General features: G+C 49.2%; 21 protein-coding genes and 2 pseudogenes. 14 read left to right on the top strand and 9 right to left on the bottom strand.

Features of this window, described 5'->3' with window-relative positions; translation table 11 throughout:
• Positions 1-118: 118 nt before the first annotated feature.
• From AC3CIC_RS15085 to AC3CIC_RS15055, 7 genes and pseudogenes are all read left to right on the top strand, one after another.
• A complete protein-coding gene (locus AC3CIC_RS15085; protein ID WP_488514973.1) occupies positions 119-3,460 on the top strand; it encodes a PAS domain S-box protein in 3,342 nt (1,113 codons plus the stop codon).
• Positions 3,450-4,418, top strand: a complete 969-nt coding sequence (locus AC3CIC_RS15080; RefSeq protein WP_488514972.1) for a response regulator — start codon at positions 3,450-3,452, stop codon at positions 4,416-4,418. Before AC3CIC_RS15085 ends, AC3CIC_RS15080 begins: the two co-directional genes overlap by 11 nt.
• A gap of 92 nt (positions 4,419-4,510) precedes the next feature.
• Positions 4,511-5,098, top strand: a complete 588-nt coding sequence (locus tag AC3CIC_RS15075; protein WP_026023778.1) for an aminodeoxychorismate synthase component II — start codon at positions 4,511-4,513, stop codon at positions 5,096-5,098.
• Between the two features lie 352 nt (positions 5,099-5,450).
• The gene (locus AC3CIC_RS15070) at positions 5,451-6,668 is read left to right on the top strand and encodes an aspartate aminotransferase family protein (RefSeq protein ID WP_394212518.1); all 1,218 of its coding nucleotides are present in this window, start codon (positions 5,451-5,453) and stop codon (positions 6,666-6,668) included.
• 44 nt (positions 6,669-6,712) lie between these two features.
• The gene (gene astA / locus AC3CIC_RS15065; RefSeq protein WP_394212519.1) at positions 6,713-7,729 is read left to right on the top strand and encodes an arginine N-succinyltransferase; all 1,017 of its coding nucleotides are present in this window, start codon (positions 6,713-6,715) and stop codon (positions 7,727-7,729) included.
• Between the two features lie 9 nt (positions 7,730-7,738).
• Positions 7,739-9,195 (top strand): annotated as a pseudogene (gene astD, locus AC3CIC_RS15060) (succinylglutamate-semialdehyde dehydrogenase).
• Between the two features lie 43 nt (positions 9,196-9,238).
• A complete protein-coding gene (locus AC3CIC_RS15055) occupies positions 9,239-10,033 on the top strand; it encodes a DUF1338 domain-containing protein (protein ID WP_394212521.1) in 795 nt (264 codons plus the stop codon).
• A gap of 68 nt (positions 10,034-10,101) precedes the next feature.
• Here the strand turns inward: AC3CIC_RS15055 and AC3CIC_RS15050 are convergent, their stop codons facing one another.
• Both AC3CIC_RS15050 and crp read right to left on the bottom strand, forming a co-directional pair.
• Positions 10,102-10,302, bottom strand: coding sequence for a hypothetical protein (locus AC3CIC_RS15050; protein WP_488514971.1), 201 nt, complete (start codon positions 10,300-10,302; stop codon positions 10,102-10,104).
• 166 nt (positions 10,303-10,468) lie between these two features.
• Positions 10,469-11,101 (bottom strand): cAMP-activated global transcriptional regulator CRP, encoded by a 633-nt coding sequence (gene crp, locus AC3CIC_RS15045; RefSeq protein ID WP_016961983.1) that lies wholly within the window; start codon positions 11,099-11,101, stop codon positions 10,469-10,471.
• 236 nt (positions 11,102-11,337) lie between these two features.
• On the opposite strand from crp, the gene AC3CIC_RS15040 reads away from it, so the two are divergent.
• Entirely contained in the window at positions 11,338-11,745 is a 408-nt protein-coding gene (locus tag AC3CIC_RS15040) for an OsmC family protein (RefSeq protein WP_016961984.1), read from the top strand.
• A 127-nt stretch (positions 11,746-11,872) separates the two neighbouring features.
• On the opposite strand, the gene AC3CIC_RS15035 is transcribed toward AC3CIC_RS15040, so the two are convergent.
• From AC3CIC_RS15035 to AC3CIC_RS15015, 5 genes are all read right to left on the bottom strand, one after another.
• Complete coding sequence (locus AC3CIC_RS15035; protein WP_016961985.1) at positions 11,873-12,742, bottom strand: phosphoribulokinase; 870 nt, start codon at positions 12,740-12,742, stop codon at positions 11,873-11,875.
• 70 nt (positions 12,743-12,812) lie between these two features.
• Positions 12,813-13,031, bottom strand: coding sequence for a YheU family protein (locus AC3CIC_RS15030; RefSeq protein ID WP_017002705.1), 219 nt, complete (start codon positions 13,029-13,031; stop codon positions 12,813-12,815).
• Between the two features lie 8 nt (positions 13,032-13,039).
• Entirely contained in the window at positions 13,040-14,017 is a 978-nt protein-coding gene (locus tag AC3CIC_RS15025) for a DUF3187 family protein (protein WP_016961987.1), read from the bottom strand.
• Positions 14,018-14,047: 30 nt separating this feature from the next.
• Positions 14,048-15,016 (bottom strand): hydrolase, encoded by a 969-nt coding sequence (locus AC3CIC_RS15020; protein WP_016961988.1) that lies wholly within the window; start codon positions 15,014-15,016, stop codon positions 14,048-14,050.
• A gap of 11 nt (positions 15,017-15,027) precedes the next feature.
• Positions 15,028-16,410, bottom strand: coding sequence for an aminotransferase-like domain-containing protein (locus AC3CIC_RS15015; protein ID WP_488514970.1), 1,383 nt, complete (start codon positions 16,408-16,410; stop codon positions 15,028-15,030).
• 124 nt (positions 16,411-16,534) lie between these two features.
• Between AC3CIC_RS15015 and AC3CIC_RS15010 the strand changes: the two genes are divergently transcribed.
• Complete coding sequence (locus AC3CIC_RS15010) at positions 16,535-17,137, top strand: LysE family translocator (protein ID WP_016961990.1); 603 nt, start codon at positions 16,535-16,537, stop codon at positions 17,135-17,137.
• Positions 17,138-17,149: 12 nt separating this feature from the next.
• Here AC3CIC_RS15010 and AC3CIC_RS15005 read toward each other — a convergent pair whose 3' ends face one another.
• Positions 17,150-17,668 carry a TIGR02444 family protein gene (locus AC3CIC_RS15005; RefSeq protein ID WP_371732863.1) on the bottom strand — a complete coding sequence of 173 codons (519 nt, stop codon included), beginning with the start codon at positions 17,666-17,668 and terminating at the stop codon, positions 17,150-17,152.
• The gene (locus AC3CIC_RS15000; protein WP_016961992.1) at positions 17,611-19,533 is read right to left on the bottom strand and encodes an ABC transporter ATP-binding protein; all 1,923 of its coding nucleotides are present in this window, start codon (positions 19,531-19,533) and stop codon (positions 17,611-17,613) included. The genes AC3CIC_RS15005 and AC3CIC_RS15000 overlap by 58 nt, the downstream gene beginning before the upstream one ends.
• Positions 19,534-19,791: 258 nt before the next feature.
• Between AC3CIC_RS15000 and kefG the strand changes: the two genes are divergently transcribed.
• The 5 genes and pseudogenes from kefG to AC3CIC_RS14975 all read left to right on the top strand — a co-directional run bounded on the left by kefG (position 19,792) and on the right by AC3CIC_RS14975 (position 24,255).
• On the top strand, positions 19,792-20,355 hold the full coding sequence (gene kefG, locus AC3CIC_RS14995; protein WP_488514969.1) for a glutathione-regulated potassium-efflux system ancillary protein KefG: 564 nt from the start codon (positions 19,792-19,794) through the stop codon (positions 20,353-20,355).
• Positions 20,355-22,150 (top strand): annotated as a pseudogene (gene kefB, locus AC3CIC_RS14990) (glutathione-regulated potassium-efflux system protein KefB). Before kefG ends, kefB begins: the two are co-directional and overlap by 1 nt.
• A 73-nt stretch (positions 22,151-22,223) precedes the next feature.
• Entirely contained in the window at positions 22,224-22,433 is a 210-nt protein-coding gene (locus AC3CIC_RS14985; protein WP_016961995.1) for a YheV family putative zinc ribbon protein, read from the top strand.
• A gap of 110 nt (positions 22,434-22,543) precedes the next feature.
• Positions 22,544-23,119 carry a peptidylprolyl isomerase gene (slyD, locus tag AC3CIC_RS14980; RefSeq protein WP_016961996.1) on the top strand — a complete coding sequence of 192 codons (576 nt, stop codon included), beginning with the start codon at positions 22,544-22,546 and terminating at the stop codon, positions 23,117-23,119.
• 167 nt (positions 23,120-23,286) lie between these two features.
• Complete coding sequence (locus AC3CIC_RS14975) at positions 23,287-24,255, top strand: isoaspartyl peptidase/L-asparaginase family protein (RefSeq protein ID WP_488514968.1); 969 nt, start codon at positions 23,287-23,289, stop codon at positions 24,253-24,255.
• Positions 24,256-24,311 lie beyond the last annotated feature (56 nt).

The raw sequence follows: 24,311 nt of genomic DNA, 5'->3' as shown, positions 1-24,311 counted from the left end.
TTAATGGGTTGCCCGCTGATTCTTTACTACGCTTATAAGTGTCTCACTTGAGCGGCGAATATCTCTTTATTGAGCGGTGCTTAAGTGCGTATCTCCTTGAGCTGAATCGGTAGCGTGCATGTCAATCATTGAATCACTGTCATTATTTTTCCTGCCTTCGGTCACTTATCAGCCATTGCCCCATAGTTTTACTGGCCCATGGGTGTTGCTGCTTGCGTCAGTCGCTACGTTTATCACGGCGACACTCGCCTTTTTGCATCGCCCGTTGCAGGCAAAACGTGTGGCGCTTATCCAGTTTTCTCCTATCTTAGTCAATGCTCTGACATTAACGGTCGGTATGGCTTTATTGCCCATCGCCACTGTGTTGTCTGTGTCATCATTTCAAGATCAAGGTTTCCTCCCCCTCTTGTTTGTTTTGCCATTGGCCTTGACGTTTTTTTTGAACTTAACGGCGCTTCGAATGATCGCTTTTACGTTCAATCCGCCGCTCAAAATATTCATCGCAGCAGGATTAATGACACTGTCCTTGATTGTGCAAAACATACTGGTTTATGCCGGTATTAATGGCGTCGCGATCGCACATTTTGACCTGGCGGTGTTCACCATGGCACTAGGAGTAGGGGCACTATTAATCGCATTTGCTCTTTGGTTTCGTTTTTCTAAACAAAAAAATATGCTTTGGGAACGTGATATTTCCGGAGCCCTAGCGAGTGGGCTTTGCGTCACGGTAGCGCTACTCGTGAGTGCGATTTTATCGTGTGAAGCCATTTTGTTATCTGCGCAACCTAACCGTATTGATGCACTTCCTTTTGCGGTGCGCGATGTGCTGATGATTTTGATCTTTAGCTTCACCTTCGTTGTGATGTTCAGCCAACTCGCCAATACGTTGTTTGATGTTAAAGCCAAAGCTAATCGCTTAGGTGAAAGCGAGAAAAAGCTTGATGCGATTTTACATACCGCGACTGAGGCGATTATTTCGCTTGATGGCAAAGGTACCATCACGTTTTTCAACCAGGCTGCAGAAAATGTATTTGGTTGGCATGCCTCTGATGCAACGGGGAAAAACATTCGTATTTTGGTCACTGACGAACATCAGCATCGTCATGATATGTACATTCATAATTTTTTGGAAAATAGAGAGTCAGGCGTAGTAGGCAGTGTTCGCGAAGTGATGGCCAAGCACAAAGACGGTTCCGTATTCCCTGTTAGGTTAGCGATTGGCTATCACCAAGATGCAACAGGGCATCATGAATTTGTAGGTGTTCTTTCTGATATTTCCGAACAGCGACACCTCGCATGGGCTTTAAGAGAAAACGCGAAACAGTATCGCTCGTTAGTGGCTAATTTACCGTGCATGGCTTTTCGTGAAATGACGGGTGCAACGCGTCATATGGTTTATATCAGTGATGCAGCAAAATCGATTACGGGTTACAGCGCATCTATTCTGACGGGTGAAAACGGGGTCTCTCATTTTATTGATCGTATTCATCAAGAAGACACCGCTAGTTATCGCAAAGCACGTGAATTAGCGGCGAGACGAAACGGTAAATATGACTGTGAATATCGCTTTATAAGCCGCGATGAAGAAGAAAAATGGTTCTGGGAGATTGGACACAGCTATCGTGCCGAAGACGGCAGCACCTGGATTGATGGCGTCATTATCGACATCACCGACAAGCGCGAAGCCGAAGAAGAGTTTGAAGAGAAAATACGCTTAGCTGAAAAAGCGTCACAGTCGAAGGCCTCTTTCTTAGCCAACATGAGTTACGAGTTTCGCTCGCCGATGAATTCCATATTGGGGCTGACAGAAGTCTTGATTGATGAAGAAAACAACCCCGTTCATCGTCATCATTTGGAGGTCATCAGAGAGTCGGGTAACAGCTTGTTAAAACTAATCAATGACATTCTGGACACTTCCAAACTCGAAAGTCAGTCGCTGCCGCTCGATATTGGCGACTTCTCCTTAGTGCAACTTTGCCGCCAAATCGAGTTTATTGCTCGCGAGACCGTGCAGGCGAGAGATCTGCACGTTACCTTGGATTACAGCGATCATTTATGGGAGCACTACGTGGGCGATTCACGCCGAATCAAACAACTGCTTCAAAACATGATGCGAAGTGCATTGACGAAAACTGACAAAGGTAATGTTGCCTTGCATGTATTGCCTACGGACAACATGGTTCGTTTTGCGGTGGCAAGTTACTCGTTAGAAAGTGCCCATTCACTGTCTAAGAACAACGAAAAGTCCGGTCAAACCTTGTCCGCAACCCTTGTCACTCAGCTTATCGAGCTTATGAATGGCAAGCTTTGGTTTGACGGGGAATCTATTCATGGTTCGGTGATTTATGCTGATTTACCCATTATTCCTACTCAAAGTAATGCGGGGCTCAACAGTGAACCTATCCGCTATGCCTTACCGCCGCTGGAAGTCTTGGTGATAGATGATGTTCAGCGCAACCAGCAGGAGTTGCGCGATATGTTATTGCGCCAAGGGGTGAAAGTGCTGACCTATACGGATATCGATTCCGCTCAAGATGTGATCAAGACTCAGCCAGTGGATGTGGTTTTGTTTGATGCTTATCTTGATGAGCAGCATTACCCAACACCGAAGATCTTGCGGGAATGGTCAAAACAAAGCGGTATAGAGTCGTTAAACGTGATAGCAATGAAGCTTGTGGTTGATCCAACTACCGACGCTGATTGGGAAGAAAAAGGGTTTGATGCTGTGATTGAAAAGCCCTTTCGTAGCGATGCCATATTTGAGGTGTTGAAAAACTGCTGCGGCAGTGATGAAAACGACAACAATGTAGCAATCTTGAATAGGGTTGAGCAGGAAAAAGAGAAAGACTACTTCAATGATTCATGGGCATTTCGTCATTGGCCGACATCGGAAATATTACTCAGTGTAGTGGGCGAATATCGCGCCAATTATGCCAATCTTCCGCAGCGTATAGAACAACTTCTCCATGAGCAACCTGAGGTGTTAGAGCGATTGCTAGCAGAAGCGATAGACGGCGCTCACCACATAGGCTTCCAGCGTGTTGAGCAAGAGTTGACGCGTTTGCTCGCTTACATTGAAGGCGGAGACATGGGGAAAGCGGAATCAAACGTACGAGCATTAGAAGCATGCTTCGTGGCGACGTTTGAAAGAGCGTTGGCTTACCTTGGCGTGCGTGCTGAAGAGCTAGATAAAGATCTGGAATTGATGAAGCTGACGGCTGATGCGTTCGCCCGTAAAGCTGAATTGTTCATTAGCCGATTATCAGAGGGTCAGTTTGATGATGGCTTGTACAAAGAATTGGTGCCCGCATTGGCGGCGTTTGTTACTCCGTCACTGCTCGCGCAGTTTGTTGGGGCGATTGAAAATTTTGAACTGGATGAGGCGTACGATTTGATCTTAACCATGATGGATGAAATGCCGACATCGCAGCACAGTGGAGTACAAAGTTATGGCGTATAAAATCCTGGTTGTTGATGACGAACCTAGCAATCTGCATGTGATGCGTACCATCTTGCAAGAGCAGTACACCTTGATTTTCGCCAAGAGCGGGGAGCGCGCGATTGAACTGACGATGCAGCAACGACCTGATTTGATCTTACTTGATATTATGATGCCGGGAATGAATGGCTACGAGGTGTGTCGGCAGCTAAAAAGTGAACGAGGTGTCAGTCATATTCCTATCGTGATTGTCTCGGCGCTCGACGAATATCAAAGCGAAGTCGAAGGGCTAAAAAGCGGTGCAGCGGATTTTCTCATTAAGCCTGTTTCACCAGAGTTAGTGAAGAGTCGTGTGGCCAACTTGCTGGGGGAATCTCGCGCTAATACCATGCGTGAAAATTACCAACTGGTCATGAATCAAATCGCGGCGGTGGCTGCGCTTCACAACAACGACGTCGAAATTGCAGCGCCTCGTATCGCCGAACTCAGTGAATGGTTAGCGATGCAATATGGTTTGACCAAATCGAAAGCGGAAGATATTTCTTTGGTTTACCCACTTTGTTCGATTGGCGAGCTTTGGGATGATGGCGGCAATAATACATCGGCAGACAGTCGAAGCATGTTGCTCTTATCTGAAGCAACAAAAGGCTTTGCCTGTGTCTCGGTGACTTTGCTGACGTACAAAAACACTCGTTGGGATGGGTCGGGTTTTCCTGAAATTGAAGGAGAGAAAATTCCAGAGGAGTGTCGTGTTGTGTGTGTGGCAGAGCTATTGGACAAAGAAGTGGAGAGGCGACAGGGCAGCGTTGAAGATCGGGTCTTTGGCGCGATTCAGGCTATCTCTCAAGAAGCCGGCACTTTGATTGATCCTCGCCTTGTCCATATTCTAGACACCAATAGCGGCGAATTATCAAAGTTATACCAAGGTTGGCTCGCCATGCCTTGGCCAACGCCAATTCTGCCTATCAGTGAGTTCTGATGCAGCCATCTAATGCAGCGCGCAGATTGCTGTGGTAGCATTTGCGCCCAGTCTCGCTGACGTAGTGCGAGAAGGATGTGGCGGAATCGACTGTGCTGTTAATTATTGATAATTACGACTCTTTTACTTACAACCTCTATCAGTACTTTTGCCAGTTAGGTGCAAAGGTTGAAGTGCACCGCAACGATGCCATCACCCTTGCCGATATCGATGCCATGGCGCCGACTCACCTCGTGATTTCCCCAGGACCTTGCACGCCGGATGATGCTGGTATATCCCTTGAAGCCATCGCACACTATGCAGGAAAGCTGCCTATTCTTGGTGTTTGCCTTGGGCATCAAGCCATGGCGCAGGCATTTGGCGCTCAGGTGGTGCGCGCGAGGCAAGTCATGCATGGAAAAACCAGTCCAGTGACACATCGAGGCATCGGAGTGTTTGAAGGGTTGAATCACCCCCTGACCGTCACGCGCTACCATTCATTAGTGGTAGATGCGGATTCTCTGCCCGATTGTTTTGATGTCACGGCATGGACAGAACGCGATGGTGTGTTTGATGAAATTATGGGGATTCGCCATCGCACCCTTGCACTTGAAGGGGTTCAATTTCATCCGGAAAGCATTTTGACCGAGCAAGGTCATCAACTTCTCGCTAACTTCCTTTCTTCTTCTGTCATGTCTTAGCCGTTGCTTCTGAGTTTGGGCGATAACCTTCCCTCTGTGATGCTTTGAATTCTGACGCTGACGAGCAAAACGATCTGTATCACTAAATTTACATTTAAATCACGCGGTTTTCTCACCGTTCACAGTGAAACCTTATTCATCTTCAATCCTTCATCTTCGCTTTGTTTCCCGCTAGGAAAGACACTCTTACCTCTTGCTCTATTAATCATTTTGCCGAAATTGCGCATAACTATGGCACTGTGATGAATTTACCCATCTTTACAGCCTAAGGGTTTGATATTTTCTGCTATTGATGTGGTTAACGAAATGTAAATACTATGCTTAAAGCAGAATCGACAGAAGGATATGAGCGATGACAGCCGGACATAAAGTAGAACGTAAACTGTTCGATGAAGTAATGGTGCCCTGTTATGCACCAATGACAATGATTCCAGATAGAGGCCAAGGCTCTCGTATTTGGGATCAAGACGATCGTGAGTATATCGACTTTGCTGGTGGGATAGCAGTGAGTTGCCTTGGCCATTGTCACCCTGTGATGGTGAATGCCCTAAAAGAACAGGCCGACAAGCTGTGGCACCTGAGCAATGTGATGACCAACGCCCCCGCGCTGCGTTTGGCGAAAAAACTGACGGAAGTGAGCTTTGCAGAACGTGTGTTTTTTGCCAATTCCGGCGCAGAAGCCAATGAAGCCGCACTGAAGCTGGCCCGTCGCTGGGCAGTGGAAGAACATGGTCCAGAGAAAAGCGAGATCATCGCATTTGCTCAAGGTTTCCATGGGCGTACTTTCTTTACGGTGACCGTTGGTGGGCAAGCCGCTTACTCTGATGGCTTTGGCCCGAAACCGGGCAATGTCACCCATCTGCCATATAACGATCTTGAAGCATTGGCTGCGGCCATGTCTGACAAAACGTGCGCCATTATGATGGAGCCTTTGCAAGGTGAGGGCGGTATTGTCACGGCAGATTCAGCCTTCTTGCAAGGTGTACGTGAGCTTTGTGATAAGCACCATGCATTGCTGATTTTTGATGAAGTGCAAACCGGTAATGGCCGTACGGGTACCTTCTATGCCTATGAGCAAACGGGGGTGACACCGGACATCCTCAGCACAGCAAAATCACTGGGCGGTGGCTTCCCTATTGGGGCCATGCTGACCACAGAAGCTCTGGCAGCGCACATGAAAGTCGGTACGCACGGTTCAACGTACGGCGGTAATCCACTGGCGTGTGCAGTAGCAGAAGCGGTCGTGGAAGAAGTGAGTAAGCCTGAAGTACTTGCTGGTGTGAAAGAGCGCGAAGGTTGGTTCCGTGACGGTCTTGAAGCGCTGAATGCCAAATACAATATGTTCAGTGAGATCCGTGGTAAGGGCTTGCTGATTGGCGCAGCTCTTAACGACAAATGGAACGGCCGAGCGCGAGACGTATTGCTGGCTGCAGGTGATGAAGGCTTGCTGCTGCTGGTAGCCGGTGCCAACGTGGTTCGCATGACGCCATCACTGGTTATTACCAAAGAAGAAGTAGAAGAAGGTTTAGCGCGTCTGGATCGTGCGCTGGCGAAACTGGCGGCGGCTTAATTGCCGTCCTGTTTTGACCATCCATTGCAGCAGGAGGAAGTAAGATGTTGGTAATTCGTCCCATAAAGAAAACTGATTTTGATGCGCTGATGCTGTGCGCCGTAGAGTCGGGTCACGGATTCACGTCGCTGCCGGTCAATGATGAATTGATCCAAGGCCGTATCGACCACTCGGTAGACAGTTTTGGCCGCGATGCCCAAGCGCCAGGCACCGAAGGTTACCTCATGGTTGCTGAGGACACTGAAACGGGAGAGATAGCGGGTACGACGGGTATTGAAGCAGCGATTGGGATGGACAATCCGTTTTACAGCTACCACATCAGCAAGGTGGTGCATCACTCACGCCGGTTAAATGTCCACAACGTGGTAGAAGTGCTGACCTTTGGCAATAACTACACGGGCGCGACAGAAATATGCACCCTGTTTTTACGCCCAGAGTTTCGTGGTGGTCTCAATGGCAAGTTGCTGTCGAAATGCCGCTTCTTGATGTTGGCGCAGTTCCCCGAGAAATTCTCTGACGTGATTTTCGCTGAAATGCGCGGCGTGTCTGATGAAGAAGGTAACTCACCGTTTTGGAAGTGGCTGAAAGAGCATTTCTTTTCGATTGATTTTACGCTGGCAGATTATTTAACCGGCATTGGACAGAAAGGCTTTATCGCGGATTTGATGCCCAAGTTGCCGATTTACGTCAACCTGTTGAGTGATGAAGCCCGTGCAGTGATTGGTCAGGTGCATGAAAAAACCCGTCCAGCGCTGCGTTTGCTTGAAAAGGAAGGCTTCACGCGTCGTGGCTACGTCGATATTTTTGATGCAGGACCAACGGTGGAGTGTCTACGTCAGAACATTGATTCTATTCGCCGCTCGTTCACTGCAAGGGTCAAGATTGCGGAGCACAGCAGTGCGCAGGATTACCTGATTTGTAACAGTGACTTTCAAAATTTTCGCGCCACGTCCGCCAAGATTGGTGTGGACGAAGAGCGCAATGAAGCGTTGATCAGCCAAGAAGTCGCCGATGCGTTGAGTGTCAAAAATGGTGATAACGTGCGACTCGTGTCGGTGTAGGAGTAGATGATGACACAATGGATTGATAACCAACCCATCGCGGGTGATGGTGATATGTTTGATTCACTGAATCCGTTTAACAGTGAGTCAATATGGCAGGGACGAGCAGCCACATCTCCACAAGTGGAAGCGGCTGTGAGTTCGGCGAGAGACGCGTTTGCCACATGGAAGCACACCGCTTTCGCAGAACGTCAGGCACTGGTCGAACGTTTTGCCGAGAAGCTAAAAGAAAACAGCGAACACATGGCACAAGTGATTGCCGAAGAAACCGGTAAGCCACTGTGGGAAACCCGCACTGAAGCTGCTGCCATGGTCGGGAAAATTGCCCTTTCACTGCGTGCTTATCAAGAACGAACGGGTGAGCGCAGCAAAGATGTTGCTGGCACACAGGCGGTGCTGCGCCATCGCCCTCTAGGGGTGATGGCGATATTTGGGCCTTACAACTTCCCCGGACATTTGCCGAACGGTCATATTGTTCCCGCGTTGTTGGCGGGGAATACCGTGGTATTTAAACCCTCGGATTTAACGCCAAAAACAGCAGAAGAAACCATTAAGCTTTGGATTGAAGCGGGACTGCCGAAAGGCGTGATCAATATGATCCAAGGCGGGCGTGAAACGGGCGAGGCGCTGGCACAATCTAAAGGCATCGATGGTCTGTTGTTCACAGGTAGCGCTAACACAGGTCATATTCTGCATCGTCAATTTGCGGGAGAGCCGGGCAAAATGTTGGCGTTGGAAATGGGCGGAAACAACCCGATGGTGATTTCCGATCAATACGGCGATCTTGATGCCACCGTGTATACCATCATTCAATCCGCATTTATCAGTGCAGGGCAGCGTTGCACCTGTGCTCGTCGTCTTTATGTACCGAAAGGCGATCGCGGTGATGCATTGCTTTCGCGTTTGGTTGAGATGGCCAAAAACATCAAAGTGGGTGGTCAATTTGATCAACCTGCCTCGTTCATGGGGTCACAAATCTCTGTGCGCGCAGCAGAAGGCATTCTTGCTGCTCAGGGCAATCTCGAATCACTGGGTGGGCAGCCGCTTCTAAAAGCCCAGTTGCTGCATGATGCCGTCGTCACTCCGGGCATTATTGAAGTGAGCCAAGTGGCTCAATTGCCTGATGAAGAATATTTCGGGCCACTACTTCAAGTGGTGCGTTATGACTCTCTTGAAGACGCAGTCACGCTGGCCAATGATACCCGCTACGGTTTGTCGGCAGGGTTAATTTCAACCGATGACGCAGAATGGGCGTATTTTCTTGACCATATTCGCGCAGGTATCGTTAATCGCAATCGCCAGCTAACGGGCGCGAGTGGTGATGCACCTTTCGGCGGCCGGGAGCATCAGGCAATTTACGACCAAGTGCTTACTATGCCGCTGACTATTGCGCTTATCCCATGGCGTCAATGGAAGGTGAGGATGTGTCCTTGCCTGATCAACTCAGCCCTGGGCTGTCGTTGTAACAAAAGATAAGTAACTACCGAACACTCAATGTAGGAGGATGTGATGGAGCGCGTTCAGGCTTTATTTGATGAGCTTTGGAAAGACTATATCGATAGGTTATGCCCGTCGGCAGCAAAAGTGCATGCGTTATTAGAAGAGGGCAGTCCGCTTCTCAATGACCACATTGCGTTGCGCACTTTTGCGTTACCCAAGGTGGGGCTAGATCGTTTGGCTGCGCCGTTTATCGCCATCGGTTATACCCCTAAAGGGGAGTACCATTTCAAAGCGAAAAAACTGTACGCGCGGCATTATGAGCATCCTAACCCTGATGCACCCAAAGTGTTTATCAGTGAGTTGCTGGTGGGACAGTGTTCCACGGAACTGCAGCAGGCTGTTCGTGCTTTGGTTGATCAGGTAGATGACACAGCACTTAATGATCCCGCGTTCTTGTATGGTGGTCGTTTGTGGGGCATTGACACGGCAACTTATCATCAGTTAGCGGCGGAAAGTGAATATGCAGGTTGGCTGTCTGCTCATGGCTTTGGCGCCAATCATTTCACGGTGAGTGTGAATCAATTGAGTACGCTCCATGACGTGTTGGATGTGAACCAATTGCTGCGAGAGTCAGGTTTTGCGATTAATGAATCTGGCGGTGAAGTGAAAGGGGATCCGCAAGTGCGCTTGGAGCAATCGGCAACCATGGCGGACAAAGTGACGGTGCGCTTTAGTGATGAAGAACTGATGATCCCGGGTGGTTTTTATGAGTTTGCCAAACGTTACCCGTTACCGAACGGAAGCCTGTATCAAGGGTTTGTTGAGGCCTCGGCAGATAAAATCTTTGAAAGTACCGATAAGTAGGGACCGTTAGTGGCTCATGCAGTCGCTACTCCTGTAGCGATTGCCCATCGCGTGTACCGTTCGCCGATCTAATTGCGCTCTGATACCAAGTTTGATGACCACTCTTCGTGAGAGGTCGGTGTTGATTTGCGTCCGTCATCACCGAGCATGCGCTGTAGCTGATAGTGAGACATACCAGCAAAGCCAGTCAATTCGGTGCTGACCTGACCCCAAGGGACGACGGCAGGTGTCGTATTTATGCGGCTAAACGCTTGATGTTCCAAGTCCATATCGATGCTCCATCATCGCAAAAAAACGTTGCACGTAAATGTATACATGCTTTGCATTGAAAGGTAGCACTGGGAAAGGGGTTTTGTGGATTTTTTGACGTGATAGTGATCATGCTCAAACAAAAAAGCCACCATAATGGTGGCTTTCATTTCAAAGCAATAATGCTTAGCGAGTACCGTATACCACGATAGTTTTACCGTGTGCAGAAATTAGATTCTGCTCTTCCAGCATCTTCAGAATACGACCAACGGTTTCACGTGAGCAACCTACGATTTGACCGATTTCCTGACGGGTGATCTTGATTTGCATACCGTCTGGGTGAGTCATAGCATCTGGTTGTTTCGCCAGATTAAGCAGTGTTTGCGCGATACGACCAGTCACATCTAGGAATGCTAAGTCACCAACTTTTTGGCTAGTGATTTGCAAACGACGAGCCATCTGGGAAGAAAGGCGCATCAGAATGTCTGGATTCACTTGAATCAGCTGACGGAATTTTTTGAATGAGATTTCAGCGACTTCGCATGGAGATTTAGCGCGAACCCAAGCTGTACGCTCCTGATCTTCCTCAAATAAGCCCAGTTCGCCAATGAAGTCGCCCTGGTTGAGGTAAGAAAGGATCATCTCTTTGCCTTCTTCATCCTTGATCAGTACAGCCACAGAGCCTTTCACGATGTAATAAAGCGTTTCAGCTTTCTCACCAGCATGAATCAGCGTACTTTTTGATGGGTACTTATGAATGTGGCAGTGTGAAAGGAACCACTCTAGTGTTGGGTCTGTTTGAGGTTTTCCTGGAACCATATCTCTCATTTCCTCTGCAGTTGTTGCCTGATGAGTCTTCCTTAGCCCACCGTCCTGCGGCACAAGTCCGTGGGATAGCATAAAGTGTCAACCGTCAGGCTACAAGCTCTCTGTTTGAGTCATTGAGTTTATCCTTTTTCCAGCACGATTTCTTGATTTTGATATGGACTTCCCCCCCTATTAAAGGCTAAAAACGTGGACAAGATCACGACACTGAAAGTAAACAGGAGAAATAGATGCGAGCAAGCGTCAAGTGGTGCGGAAAAGAGACGTTTTTAGGGCAGTCGAATTCAGGTCATAGCATCGTGATGGATGGGAATGGCGGAGAAAAAGCCCCGAGTCCAATGGAAATGGTGCTGATGGGGGCCGGTGGATGCAGCTCTGTCGACGTTGTTGCAGCGCTTAAAGCGGCTAATCAAGCAGTGTCATATTGTGAAGCCGAACTGACGGCAGAGCGCCGAGAGCAAGCACCGCGCTTGTTTACCCAGATCAATATTCACTTTGTGGTCACAGGTACCGCATTGGATGAAGCATTGGTGGCTTCTGCGGTCAAAGACAGCCTAGAGAAATACTGCTCGGTGTGTTTGATGTTGGGTGCCAGTATTGAAATGACCCACTCTTACGAGGTTCGTGAGGCGGCTTAATGGCGTGTTTGCGGTTTTGTTGGAAGTGACCATAAAACAAAGGAGGGCATGCCCTCCTTTTTTGCTATTGGCTGTTTATCAATGGATTGCCAAGATCTTCATACAGAAAAGGGAGGCTCTCGTGGGCTTAGCTTATCTTGCCCGTTTCGATTAACTGCTGAATAAGCGGTTGGATGATCAACTCCATGGCGAAGCTCATTTTGCCCCCAGGCACAACCAAGGTGTCATGCCGTGACATGAAAGAGCCTTGGATCACGGCCAGAAAATAAGGGAAATCCACTTTCTTGATGCCGCGAAAACGTATCACGACAAAGCTTTCATCAAGACTTGGAATGCCTTTAGCGTTAAGCGGGTTAGAGGTATCAACGGTCGGTACGCGCTGGAAGTTAATGTGTGTGCGACTAAACTGCGGCGTGATGTAGTTAAGATAATCGTCCATTGAGCGCACGATGGAGTCCGTCACGGCTTCTCGTGAGTGGCCGCGGTCGCGCGTGTCGCGAACAAATTTCTGAATCCACTCCAGGTTCACAATTGGCACCATGCCAATGAGCAAATCAACATGCTGAGCCACGTTAATTTCGCCGTCGGCAATACCGCCGTGAAGCCCTTCATAGAACATTAAGTCGTTATTCTCTGGCAAATCTTGCCATGCCGTAAACGTACCTGGCATTTGGTTATACGGCACTGCTTCATCAAACGTATGCAAGTAACGGCGGAATTGTCCCGTACCGTGTTTGCCATATTCATCGAAAAAGGATTCTAGTCTTGGGAAATCATTGGCTTGAGGGCCAAAATAGCTGATGTGACGACCCTGCTCTCTGGCCTTGCGAATTTCAACGTCCATTTCAGGACGCGTAAAACGGTGAAAACTGTCGCCTTCAACCCAGGCCGCGCGGATGTCCATCATATTGAATATCTTCCGAAATGCGTCGGAAGTGGTGGTGGTTCCTGCCCCAGATGAACCGGTGACTGCAATAATCGGGTGTTTTGCAGACATGACAAACCCTGTCAATTTTTAAAATGATGTCAAACAATTAACAGGGTGTAGCGTATTGGTCAAGCAGACGTTAAGCGCTGAGTGATCGCGCGTGCTTGATATCGACCGTTTCGTGTAACTCAGAATAGACCACCATGGCTTCTTTGTTCTTGAGCAGGACATAGACTTGTTCGACTTTTTCATCGAAGCTTGCTTCTTGCTCGCCATAGTCTGTGCCCTCGCGCAGCACAAAGTGCTCAACCAAGTTTTTCAGGGTCTCTTCTGGGATTTCTTGCCAAGGGATGATCATCGCGATACCTACAACATAAAACGGTGGCGGAAAGTGGCACTAAACACGATATCGGTGCTGTTATCGTGGTTAAACATGTTTTCTAGTGCCAACAATTCTATCGCACTGGTATCAAAAAGGTAGCGATAACCTAGCGCGAACTCATGAACGGGTGATGTGAGCTCTCCCAACTCCTTACTGTCAGTTTTAGCTTGTGAGATAAGGTATTCACCAATGAAGTCATGGTTTTCTCGCCATCGATACTGGTAGCTAATTCCTCCATTCATTCCGACGGACTTTACCGGAGCGAAATGTTGCTGTTTGTTGGGTCGATGCACCATCGCAATAGTCGCTGTTACGTGATGATTTTCTTGTTGGTAGGCGTAATTGACCTGCAAAGACTGTTCAAAAGACGTGTTGGTAAAAATGCCGTGGCTGACGCGATTGAAAAACAAGGTGACGCCTAGGCTAATGGCATGGTGCGTTGTGCGGTAGAGGGTCTGTTCACCATAGAGGTTAATGGCGCTTAGCAATGGGTCGCCGACAAAATCTTCCATTGGATCGTTGTTGTCGCTGGGATAGTCGATATAAAAGCGGTTTTCATTGACCTCGGTGCGCCCATTTTGATCAATGCCAAAAACGCTGTGAAACTTTTCCGTCAGCCCATCTAGACGATTATTGGCAGCATAACGGTATTGATACCAAACACCGAACTTTGTCTCTTCACTGAGTGCATGCATGAAACCGAGCATGAATTGATTGTGGTAATAATCGAATTGATATTCTGGGGTATTCGCCCACACGCTTGCCATCGTTGCAGAGGCAAATACCTCCGTTTCATCCGCTTGCAAAAGCGTGGGGTCTTGCATGATGGGCGTTAACCCTGTGATTTGCAGTGGCGCTTGGCTTTGTGAAATGAGTGGCCCAAAGCGCATGGTATCGGCATGGGCACTGGGCACAAAGAAAGATATCGCCAATAGCGAAAAAGCAGTGCGAGATAATGTCATATTTCACCTCTCTCGCCCTGCGTGTTGTGGCTATTCTAAGTGCAGGGCTAACCAGCGTGGTACTTCCTTCTCAAGCCAAAACTCGGGGTGCTTGAGCGTACCTGACACGAAGCCAACATGACCGCCATACTCTGTTAAATGGTAATCAATGTTATCGGGCAGGTGACCGGTTGGTATCACTGCCTGTGTCATAAATGGGTCATCTTTAGCATGGATCACTTTCAGCGGTGTCGCAATGTCTTGTAAGACAGATAACCCACTGCATAGTTTGTAATAATCCTCCGCGCTTTTAAATGCATGGAGTGGTGCAGTGACGGTTTCATCGAACTGATACAGTGTTGAAATCTTTACTTTCTGACCACTTTTCCAATGACCGATTTCGGGGTGACGTTCGAGCTTTTTCGACAGGGTACGATTCATTGAACGCAGCAAGTAAGCCTGATAAACCTTGGAAAACCCGAGCTGGATGCGCGATGAACAAGCCGCTAAATCGAGAGGCGGGCTGATCACACAGCCGGCGTTAATCAACGGGTCATGGTTAAATTCGGCCAGATAGCGCACCAACATATTGCCGCCCAGTGACACGCCCGTTGCAACCCTAGGTACGTCGGGGAAACGGGTACTGATGTATTCCAGAACAAAGCGCGCATCGCTGGTTTCACCTGAATGGTAGCTGCGTGGCTGGCGGTTAATCAGACCGCTACAGCCTCGAAAATGCATCATGACACCGAGCCAACCTTGTTGTTTGAAGGCGTTGAGCAGGCCATTGGCGTATGGGCTGTAAAAACACCCCGCTAAACCATGAAACAAGATAACAACAGGTTTGCCTTGGGCTTGTTCTGGTGGCTCTGTCCAGCACAGATCGAGAAAGTCACCGTCAGGGGTATCTATGCGCTGCCAGATGGGTTCAAACAAGGCTTTGCGTCTGACAAAGCGAGGCAACAGTGTTTGCACGTGGGGGTTACGTCCCCATTTCATGGGCTCGAAATTTTCAGTCATCAAGGTCACACTCACATCGCAAATTCGGACAGCGGGGGGGTGGCTAGCAATTGTGCCAGCTGCTGGCAGCCGTTTTCCAGCGTTTCTCTATTGGGCGGCGCGCTCACTGCAATCCGCACGCAAGGTGGTGCAGAATACCCCGCTGGCACAAATAGCTCAGAGGATTTGATCTCTAGCCCTTGCGCTTTACAAGCGGTCAGAAATTCGCTCAATGACCATTCATCGGGGAGTCGTAACCAACCATGAAAACCATTGGGATGAAAACGCAGCTCCGCATTGCCAAGATATTGTTGTAGTAATGCCCAGCGTTGTTCCATTTCAGTACGGATAGTTTCTAAAATTTGGTTAGCGCCGCCATTTTCCAACAAGATCGCTGCCATGGCGGTGAGCAAGGGACTGATCATCCAACTGTGATTTTGCAGTGCATTGACAAATTGCGGGTAGAAACGCTCTGGCAGATGCAGAAAACCCAAACGTAACCCTGGTGCCAACGTTTTCGCCATCCCACCTATATAAATCACATCATCTGGCGCCAGATTGACAAAAGGCTGCGGTCGCTCTCGCGGCAGCAATCCGTTCACATCGTCTTCGACAATCACCAATTGCTGAGTTTGACACACGCTAATCAGTGCCTTGCGACGAGATTCGCTCATGATCGCGGTGGTAGGGTTTTGCAGGGTTGGTGTTAAGTACACCATGCGCGGTTGATACTGCTGACAGGCTGCTTGCAGCGAATCAGGCAACATGCCTTCGTCATCCATGTCCACTGGCTTGACCGTAAGTTGAAGTTGACGCGCGAGGCTCATTAAGCCGGGATACGTGAATTTGTCAGCGAGAATGGTATCACCAGCACGACAAAGGGTAAGTAAGCAAAGCTGCATGGCGTTTTGTGCGCCCGAGCAGAACAGCAATCGGCTGGGATCAGTGATGATGCTGTGTTGTGCTAGCCACTGCGACAAAATTTCACGATGACGGACAATGCCAGATGGCGGCTGGTACAGCATCAGGTTATTCAATTCATTGGGGTGTGAAGCCAATTGCTGTAAGGCGTCAGAAAACAAATCGGCGCGATTAATGGCTGGTGGTACGTTGTAGCCAAAGCTGGTGATCCCCGGACGTTCAGGGCTAGCAAAGGTCCAATGCGGTTTGTCGCTGTCACTGACATAAGTGCCCGCGCCGACTTTGGCTTCGACAATACCGCGTCGCTCGGCTTCGGCATAAGCGCGAGTGACGGTGCCAACTGTCACTCCGAGTGCATCCGCCAGTGCGCGATGCGTGGGAAGCTTTGTTCCCATCATTAATTCATGGCGTTGCACTTTGTCAGTGATCGCATCGGCGATTTGTCGATAAAGAGGTGCGCCCTGTTTATCCAACACAATATTCATGATTGTCATGGTGACAATAAACCTTTTGATTGAAAACTTGATCCCTGTTAGCGTAAATTCTGACCAATAATGGTGACTAATTCAACAAAACTGTATGGATTGTATCGATACAATGTGAGCGGGGAGACAATTCATGATGGAACTTTCATTTCTGGCAACACTGGCGATATTCGCTGCCACCATGACAGGCACACCGGGGCCAAACAATATGATGCTGACCGCCTCGGGGGCAAACTTCGGTTATCGTCGCACTGTTCCGCATCTTGTGGGTATTACGCTAGGTGTTGCCTCTCTCATCGCAGTTGTCGCTGGCGGGTTAGGGGTCGTGTTTGAAATGTTCCCATGGGTTCAGCAGGTGATGAAACTGGTGGCGAGCGCGTATTTGTTGCTTTTGTCATGGCGTATCGCCAATGCAGGTGCACCGAATCAGGCTGATTTGAGTGACAGACGCCCAATGACTTTGCTTGAAGGTGCCGCGTTTCAGTACGTGAACCCAAAAGCGTGGGCGATGGCAGTGAGCGCCGTGGGCACATTCACACTTGCAGGTGGCGATTACTGGTGGTCTGCCATGGTGATTGTACTGATTTTTATGGCGGTTGGTTTTCCGCTAACGTCACTTTGGGCTGGCTTTGGTGTCTGGGTAGGTAAAGTGCTGCCCACTGAAAGAAGCTGGATTGTGTTCAATCGCGTGATGGGTTTGTTAACCGCATCATGCTTGTTCTTCATTTGGGCGTAACGGAAAGCGGCGTTATTCCGTCAGGCCGTGCAGGCCTTTGGTCAAGGTTGGATACAGATAGCGGGCAGCGGGGTCGAGCTGTCCGCAATACATCTCAAGTGCTGAAGGACCATTTTCTCGCCATGGTTGTTGATTGATGCAGGCGAGTAGCACTTGTTGTTGAAACTTTTCCAGCGTCAATTCGTAGTTCAGCATTTTTTGGTAAGCGCCGCGTGATAGCTGAGGTTTAAGATCACGTCGCATCAAGCGGTAGCGACCGAGTAGTGTTTCAGATTGGGTGATGGATTGACGAAGCGCAGCCAGCGAGGTGTTGGTCAGTGAAAAGCCTGCATCTTCTAGCCATGCCAATAGCAACGCAACATTGACGTTACCTTTGAACTGGTCTTGAAGTTTCAGGCAGGCATGTTTCACTTCCTGCTGACTGTAGTGTTGCAGGCAAAACTGCCACAGCCCATCGGCGGTGGCATTGTTTTTTAGCGGTTTTGGTGTGCCGCGTCCATCTCTTCCAGTTGTTCCTGAAGATCCATCCATTCCAGTTCGACCTCTTCCAGCGACGATTTTGCATCTGCTTGTTTGCGCAGTAACTCTGTCAGCTTATCTTTATTGGTCACTTCATAAATGGAAGGTTCCGCAAGGGCTGATTCTACTTCGGCGATTGTGGCAGAGTAGGTTTCAAGTTTTGTGTCCAGACTGTCAATTTTCTTGCGTATTGGTGCAGTCAAACGTCGGAACTCGGCTTCAAGGCGCTTTTGTTCTTTGCGCGCGGCTTGGGAGTTGGTGCTGACAGGCTTAGCATTTTCCGCTTGTTCCTGACGACGCTCGGCGCGTTGCTGTTCGGTGAGCCATTGATGGTAGTCATTTAAATCACCGTTAAATTGCGACACTTGATGATCGTGAACCAGATACAAATCATCGGTCGTGGCGCGCAGCAAGTAGCGATCGTGACTGACAATAACCATTGCACCTTCAAATGATTGTAGCGCCAATGTCAGCGCGGAACGCATATCAAGGTCTAAATGGTTCGTTGGTTCATCGAGCAACAGCAGGTTTGGCTTTTGCCACACGATCAATGCCAGCACTAGGCGTGCTTTCTCGCCGCCAGAGAATGGGGCAATGATGTCCAATACCTTTTCGCCGACAAAGCCAAAACTACCGAGATAGTCACGTAACTGTTGTTCGGTTGATTTTGGGGCAAGGCGCATCATATGTTGCAGCGGCGTTTCGTCGGTACGAAGTGTTTCAAGTTGATGCTGCGCAAAGTAGCCAATTTTCACGCCTTGTGAGTATTGAAGCTCACCTGCTTGTGCTGGCAGATCACCAGACAGAAGTTTGATTAGCGTTGATTTACCTGCACCGTTACGACCCAATAGGCCGATACGGCTACCTGGCACTAAATTTAGGTGAATTTTTTCCAAAATCAGCTTGTTAGGATAGCCTGCCGCCACGTCTTTCATCATCAGAATGGGATTTGGCAGGGCGCTCGGCTCGCGAAACTCGAAACTGAAGGGGTTATCGAATTGTGCTGGCAGTACCTTTTCCATGCGCTCCAGTGCTTTGATACGGCTTTGTGCCTGGCGTGCTTTACTGGCTTTGTAACGGAAGCGATCAATGTATGACTGCATGTGCGTCATTTGCTTTTTCTGCTTCTGATACATCGACTGTTGCAACATCAGTTTTTCAGCGCGCATGGTTTCAAACGATGAATAGTTACCGGTGTACTCGTTCAACAAATCGTTTTCGATATGAATGATGCGATTGACCACAGGATCAAGAAAATCGCGGTCATGGGAAATCAATACTAAGGTACCGCGGTAGTTTTGCAGCCATTTCTCTAGCCACATTACGGCGTCTAAATCGAGGTGGTTAGTCGGTTCATCGAGTAGTAAAAGGTCTGAGCGACAAAGCAGAGCTTGAGCGAGGTTAAGACGCATGCGCCAACCGCCCGAGAACTGCGTCAAATTCCACTGCATTTGTTCTTGGCTGAAACCTAGACCGTCTAAGAGCTCTGAAGCGCGGGCTCGAATGCTGTAACCACCCACGGCATCAATCTTGTCGTGGATGACCGCAGCTTGGTGGCCATCATCAATCGCTTCAGCGTGACGCAGTGCCGCTTCTAGCGCACGGTATTCACGATCACCGTCAATGACGTATTCAACGGCTTCGCGCGCTAGGGCTGGTGTTTCTTGCGCGACCCATGCCAGTTGCCAACCACTTGGGAAGTTGCAGCTTCCTGCGTCGAGAGATAGTTCGCCTTTTAGCAATGCAAAAAGGGTAGATTTACCGCAGCCATTTTTACCAACCAGACCGACTTTATCGCCAGGGTGAATGGTGGCCGACGCTTGATTAAGTAGCGGTTTGCCGCCGCGAAGAAGCTGAATATCTGAGAGTGTGATCATGACAACTGACGGCCCCAGCCGTATGCTTTGAAGTAGAGAATTCTGGCGCAGTTATACCATAGGCCAGAAGTTTACTTAAGACGTGATCGCGTGAGGCGATGAAAAGATGCCATATTTACCGTATGGTGGAGAGGATACAGAGAGTGCCTCATGATAAGGCGTTTTGTGTCATCATAAAAAGACGATAAAAAATATTGCGTTAGTGCTTTTGCCTGTTAGATGCCGATGCATCACAGTGATATAGGAATTTGCTGCGAAATGGAAACCACAACGACGTCGCTTTTTCGATCAAAAGTGTTGGTCTTATTTGCTCATCCCGATCCGCATGAATCGGTGGCGAATAAGCGCATGGTTGATACTGCTCGTCAGTTCGAGCATGTGACGATTCACGATCTCTATGCCACGTATCCCGACTTTATTATTGACGTTCACCATGAGCGTGAGCTTTTGCTCGCCCATGATGTGATCGTATTTCAACACCCACTACAAATGTACTCTTGCCCGTCACTGTTAAAAGAATGGATTGATGTGGTGCTTGGCAAAGGCTTTGCACACGGTGGCGGAAATGCGCTGGCTGGCAAGACCTGTCGATTTGTCGTCACGACAGGCGGTGCCGCTGAAGCATTCAGCCAAACCGGTTACAACAAGTACAGCATGGGAGAACTACTTCAGCCGTTTGAACTCACCGCGCTATTGTGTCAAATGCGCTGGGTTGAGCCCTTAGTGCTGCACTGGGCGCGTCGAATAGCCAATGACGATAGAAATGCACACGCAGAGTTATACGCAGATTGGCTGTGTCATCCTGTGTCGGAGGTGGTGTGATGGAGCATAATTTCCTTCTCGATGCACTTATCTTCCTTGTGGCTGCCGTCGTTGCTGTGCCGCTTGCACAACGCCTTGGGATCGGATCTGTGCTTGGTTATCTTATCGCGGGTGTGGTCATTGACCCTGGGGACTTGGCCTTATCAGCGATGTGGAAGCCATATTGCACTTCGCCGAATTGGGCGTGGTATTGCTCTTGTTCCTCATTGGTCTTGAATTGAACCCGAAGAAGTTGCTGCAAATGCGCAAGCCGATCTTGGGGTTGGGCGGTAGTCAGGTGATGATTAGCGCCGTGGTTATCGGCTTGGTGGTAGCAATGTTTGGCGCCTCTAACGTGGACGCCTTAATTGTCGGGATGGGACTTGCCCTTTCGTCGACCGCTATTGCCATGCGCATCATTGAAGAGCAACGCATGATGCGCATTGAAGCCGGGCAATCGGCATTTGCGGTGCTGCTTTTTCAAGATATTGCGGTGATCCCTATGCTAGCTGTGTTACCAGCATTAGCCGGTGGCGCCAGCGGCAGTTGGCTCGATGTGGTCATTATGCTCGGTGCCGTTGTCCTTTTGTTGGTGGGCGGACATTACCTGTTACGACCCCTGTTGCGTTGGGTCGTGATGAGCCGCGTAAAGGAAATGTTTACCATTGCCGCCCTCTTGCTGGTAATCGGGTTTGCGCTTGGTATGCAGGCGTTGGGCTTATCGATGGCACTGGGTACGTTCCTCGCGGGTGTGCTGTTGGCCGAAAGTGAATATCGCCACGAGCTTGAAATTGCCATTGAGCCATTTAAGGGCTTGTTACTCGGTCTGTTTTTTATCGCAGTCGGAATGGCCGTCGATTTGGGTTTATTACTCGAATACCCGATTGAAATATTAAGTGCCGTTGTGGCCTTGATCAGCGTGAAAGCCGCCATCATATATGGATTGGTTCGCATGTTTGGCGGCAGCGCGAAATCGAGAAGTCAGGTGGCGCTTCTGCTCAGTCAGGGCGGCGAGTTTGCATTCGTACTTTTCACCGCCGCACGTGGTGAAGGCTTGCTAGACCCTGATCTCAATGCTTTCTTGTTGGTGGTCGTAAGCTTGTCGATGATGACAACACCCATCTTGCTGATGCTGCAAAATAAATGGTTTGCTCGCACCATTAATGCAGACGTGTCGTTGCCAGAAAACGAACAGTTTGATGATGAAGGTGGGCGCGTCATTATCACCGGGTTTGGCCGATTTGGGCAGGTGGTCGGGCGTTTGCTATTTGCCAACAAAATTAAACTGACAATCCTTGAGCGAGACCCGTCGCAAATCGCTTTGCTGCGTAGGTTTGGCTATAAGGTGTATTACGGCGATGCAACACAGCTGGACTTGCTGCGTGCTGCTGGCGCTGCATCCGCCGAAGCAATTATCATTTGTACGGATTCGCCGGAGGAGGTGATAGAAATTGTGACGATTTGTCAGCATCATTTCCCTAACCTCAAAGTGTTGGCGCGTGCTCGAAGTCGTGTTGAGGCGAATGAATTGCTCGGCCACAATGTGGACGGCTTTGCGCGAGAAACCTTTTTAAGCGCGCTGGATTTAGGTAAACAGACACTGATCGCCTTGGGTATGCATCCGTATAAAGCGAAACGAGCCGAAGCCTTTTTCCGAAAGTTAGATGAAATGCGTTTACATGAAATGCAGCCTCATCACAGTGATGATGTGTCGGCGGCGTCAAGAACGAAAGAAGCCCGTTTAGAGCTGGAAGAGTTGTTCGACCTCGAAATGAAAGGGGATACAGAGCGACACCAAAGCTGGAACAGGGAATAATATCAATCGCCTATCGTGGGATAAACACGGCTGATTTGGCGCTGTAATTGATGGAATAAGTACAAGGACTGACATGAGTAAGAAACGTTTTATTGCTGGCGCAACCTGTCCCTCATGCAAAGAGAGTGACACGATGCGCTGGTGGCAAGAGCATCATGTGGAAATGGTTGAGTGTGTTAAGTGTGGTCATACTGACCGCCGCTCACCAATAGCATCGGAAGCTTCTGAGTCAGATCCAAAGCAAGAAGATGGACAAGTGATAGGGATATTTAAACCGCAGTGATAGTCGTAGCGAACAGTTTTCTGTATTATCGGCGCCGAAATAAGCAGGTGGCCATGATGCAAACTCGCTATGGCAGCACCCAGACTTAAATAACCGCTTCCGGAGTAAAGATGAAAGTCACTAAAGACGTGGTAGTAAGCATTGCTTACCAAGTGAAAAACGAAGACGGTATCGTGGTTGACGAGTCAACACAATCGAACCCATTGCAGTACCTTCAAGGTCACGACAACCTGATCATTGGCCTAGAAAACGCGCTGGAAGGCCGCGAAGTGGGCGAGAAATTTGAAGTGACTGTTACGCCGGAAGACGCGTACGGTGAGCACATGGACGAAATGGTTCAACGTGTTCCTGCTGATGTATTCCAAGGCGTTGACGAAATTACTGTTGGCATGCGCTTCCTCGCGGATACGGACCAAGGTCCAATCCCAGTAGAAGTGACTGAAGTTGATGGCGACGAAGTTGTTGTTGACGGTAACCATATGCTGGCTGGCCAAACGTTGACGTTTGACGTCGAGGTAATTGAACTACGCGAAGCAACAGAAGAAGAGATCGCTCATGGTCATATCCACCAAGAAGGTGGTTGTGGCGGTCACCATGATCATGACCACGAAGGTGGTTGTTGTGGCGGCGAAGACAAAGGCGACGACCACGAATGTTGTGGCGGCGGCGGTTGTGGTTCTCACTAATTGCTGAATGCCTGAGGTCGACTGACTTCTGATTGAAACGCCGTAAGGGAAACCGAGCGGCGTTTTTTTTATTCGTTTTGTGAAAAGAGAAAAGCGCTTTACTTCAACATCATCAAGTTCTTTAATTGCCCACTTAACCTCGAATCTTAAACGCCAAGGAACCATCGATGCCTCAACCTTTCTCTATTGCTATTCACGGCGGTGCTGGCACCATCGAACGTAGCTTGATGACGCCAGAACTTGAGCAAGCTTATCGTGATGTGTTGGCGCAGTCTGTGTTGGCAGGCCATGCTGTGTTGGTGAGCGGTGGTAGTGCGTTAGATGCCACGGTTGCTGCCGTCATGGTGATGGAAGACAGCCCATTATTTAATGCGGGTAAAGGTTCGGTGCTCACTCACGAGGAAACGGTGGAGATGGACGCTTGCGTGATGAATGGACAGAATCTGGATGCGGGTGCAGTGACGCTTATTCGTCATATCAAAAATCCGATTCAGCTTGCCCGCGATGTCATGCTCAAAAGCCCTCATGCCATGCTGGCGGGGGATGGTGCAGAAGCGTTTGCATTTAAAGAATGTGGGTACGACTACACCGAGCAGGATTACTTCTTTACGACGCGCCGTTACAACGAATTAAAAGTGATGAAAAAAACCGGCGGCGTGGCACTGTCAGAAGCGCGTTATCCCGATGAGAAAAAACATGGCACTGTGGGTGCGGTAGCGCTCGATAAAAACGGTAACCTGGCAGCAGCCACAAGCACTGGCGGTTTAACCAACAAGCGCTGGGGGCGCGTGGGTGACACACCTATTGTTGGCGGTGGTAACTATGCGCGCAACGGCAATGTGGCGGTTTCTGCCACGGGTATGGGCGAGTTGTTAATGCGCTGCACAGTGGCTGGTGATATTGCAGGACGCATGCAATATGGAGATGCCTCGATAGAGCAGGCCTGTCGCGATGTCATACACGGCGATTTTCTTGATCTAGGTGGTGAAGGCGGTGTGATTGCGGTTGACGCAAACGGTAAGGTTAACTTTGAACTGAACTGTGCAGGGATGTACCGAGCGACAGTTGACGAAAGTGGAAATGCGCTGGTGGCGATATTTGCAGATGAGGCGTTGAGGGTTGAGAGTAATAGCTAGGCCCTAGAACCTGGGGAAGAATTGCTTGGTTCTTCCTCATACCTAGGACCCGTTAT

The organism is Enterovibrio sp. QJM3NY_24, assembly GCF_057786035.1.
The sequence above is the reverse complement of the archived record's forward strand: the minus strand, read 5'-3'. Positions and strand labels throughout refer to the sequence as shown.

Excerpts from the sequence above, each read along its gene's own strand:
- AC3CIC_RS15000 (WP_016961992.1), bottom strand. The coding sequence starts at position 19,533 with ATGATCACACTCTCAGATATTCAGCTTCTTCGCGGCGGCAAACCGCTA.
- AC3CIC_RS14985 (WP_016961995.1), top strand. The coding sequence starts at position 22,224 with ATGAGTAAGAAACGTTTTATTGCTGGCGCAACCTGTCCCTCATGCAAA.
- slyD (WP_016961996.1), top strand. The coding sequence starts at position 22,544 with ATGAAAGTCACTAAAGACGTGGTAGTAAGCATTGCTTACCAAGTGAAA.
- AC3CIC_RS15020 (WP_016961988.1), bottom strand. The coding sequence starts at position 15,016 with ATGACTGAAAATTTCGAGCCCATGAAATGGGGACGTAACCCCCACGTG.
- AC3CIC_RS14975 (WP_488514968.1), top strand. The coding sequence starts at position 23,287 with ATGCCTCAACCTTTCTCTATTGCTATTCACGGCGGTGCTGGCACCATC.
- AC3CIC_RS15035 (WP_016961985.1), bottom strand. The coding sequence starts at position 12,742 with ATGTCTGCAAAACACCCGATTATTGCAGTCACCGGTTCATCTGGGGCA.
- AC3CIC_RS15005 (WP_371732863.1), bottom strand. The coding sequence starts at position 17,668 with ATGGATGGATCTTCAGGAACAACTGGAAGAGATGGACGCGGCACACCA.
- AC3CIC_RS15050 (WP_488514971.1), bottom strand. The coding sequence starts at position 10,302 with ATGGACTTGGAACATCAAGCGTTTAGCCGCATAAATACGACACCTGCC.
- AC3CIC_RS15055 (WP_394212521.1), top strand. The coding sequence starts at position 9,239 with ATGGAGCGCGTTCAGGCTTTATTTGATGAGCTTTGGAAAGACTATATC.
- AC3CIC_RS15010 (WP_016961990.1), top strand. The coding sequence starts at position 16,535 with ATGATGGAACTTTCATTTCTGGCAACACTGGCGATATTCGCTGCCACC.
- AC3CIC_RS15025 (WP_016961987.1), bottom strand. The coding sequence starts at position 14,017 with ATGACATTATCTCGCACTGCTTTTTCGCTATTGGCGATATCTTTCTTT.
- AC3CIC_RS15080 (WP_488514972.1), top strand. The coding sequence starts at position 3,450 with ATGGCGTATAAAATCCTGGTTGTTGATGACGAACCTAGCAATCTGCAT.
- AC3CIC_RS15030 (WP_017002705.1), bottom strand. The coding sequence starts at position 13,031 with ATGATCATCCCTTGGCAAGAAATCCCAGAAGAGACCCTGAAAAACTTG.
- kefG (WP_488514969.1), top strand. The coding sequence starts at position 19,792 with ATGGAAACCACAACGACGTCGCTTTTTCGATCAAAAGTGTTGGTCTTA.
- AC3CIC_RS15085 (WP_488514973.1), top strand. The coding sequence starts at position 119 with ATGTCAATCATTGAATCACTGTCATTATTTTTCCTGCCTTCGGTCACT.
- AC3CIC_RS15070 (WP_394212518.1), top strand. The coding sequence starts at position 5,451 with ATGACAGCCGGACATAAAGTAGAACGTAAACTGTTCGATGAAGTAATG.
- AC3CIC_RS15015 (WP_488514970.1), bottom strand. The coding sequence starts at position 16,410 with ATGACAATCATGAATATTGTGTTGGATAAACAGGGCGCACCTCTTTAT.
- AC3CIC_RS15040 (WP_016961984.1), top strand. The coding sequence starts at position 11,338 with ATGCGAGCAAGCGTCAAGTGGTGCGGAAAAGAGACGTTTTTAGGGCAG.
- crp (WP_016961983.1), bottom strand. The coding sequence starts at position 11,101 with ATGGTTCCAGGAAAACCTCAAACAGACCCAACACTAGAGTGGTTCCTT.
- astA (WP_394212519.1), top strand. The coding sequence starts at position 6,713 with ATGTTGGTAATTCGTCCCATAAAGAAAACTGATTTTGATGCGCTGATG.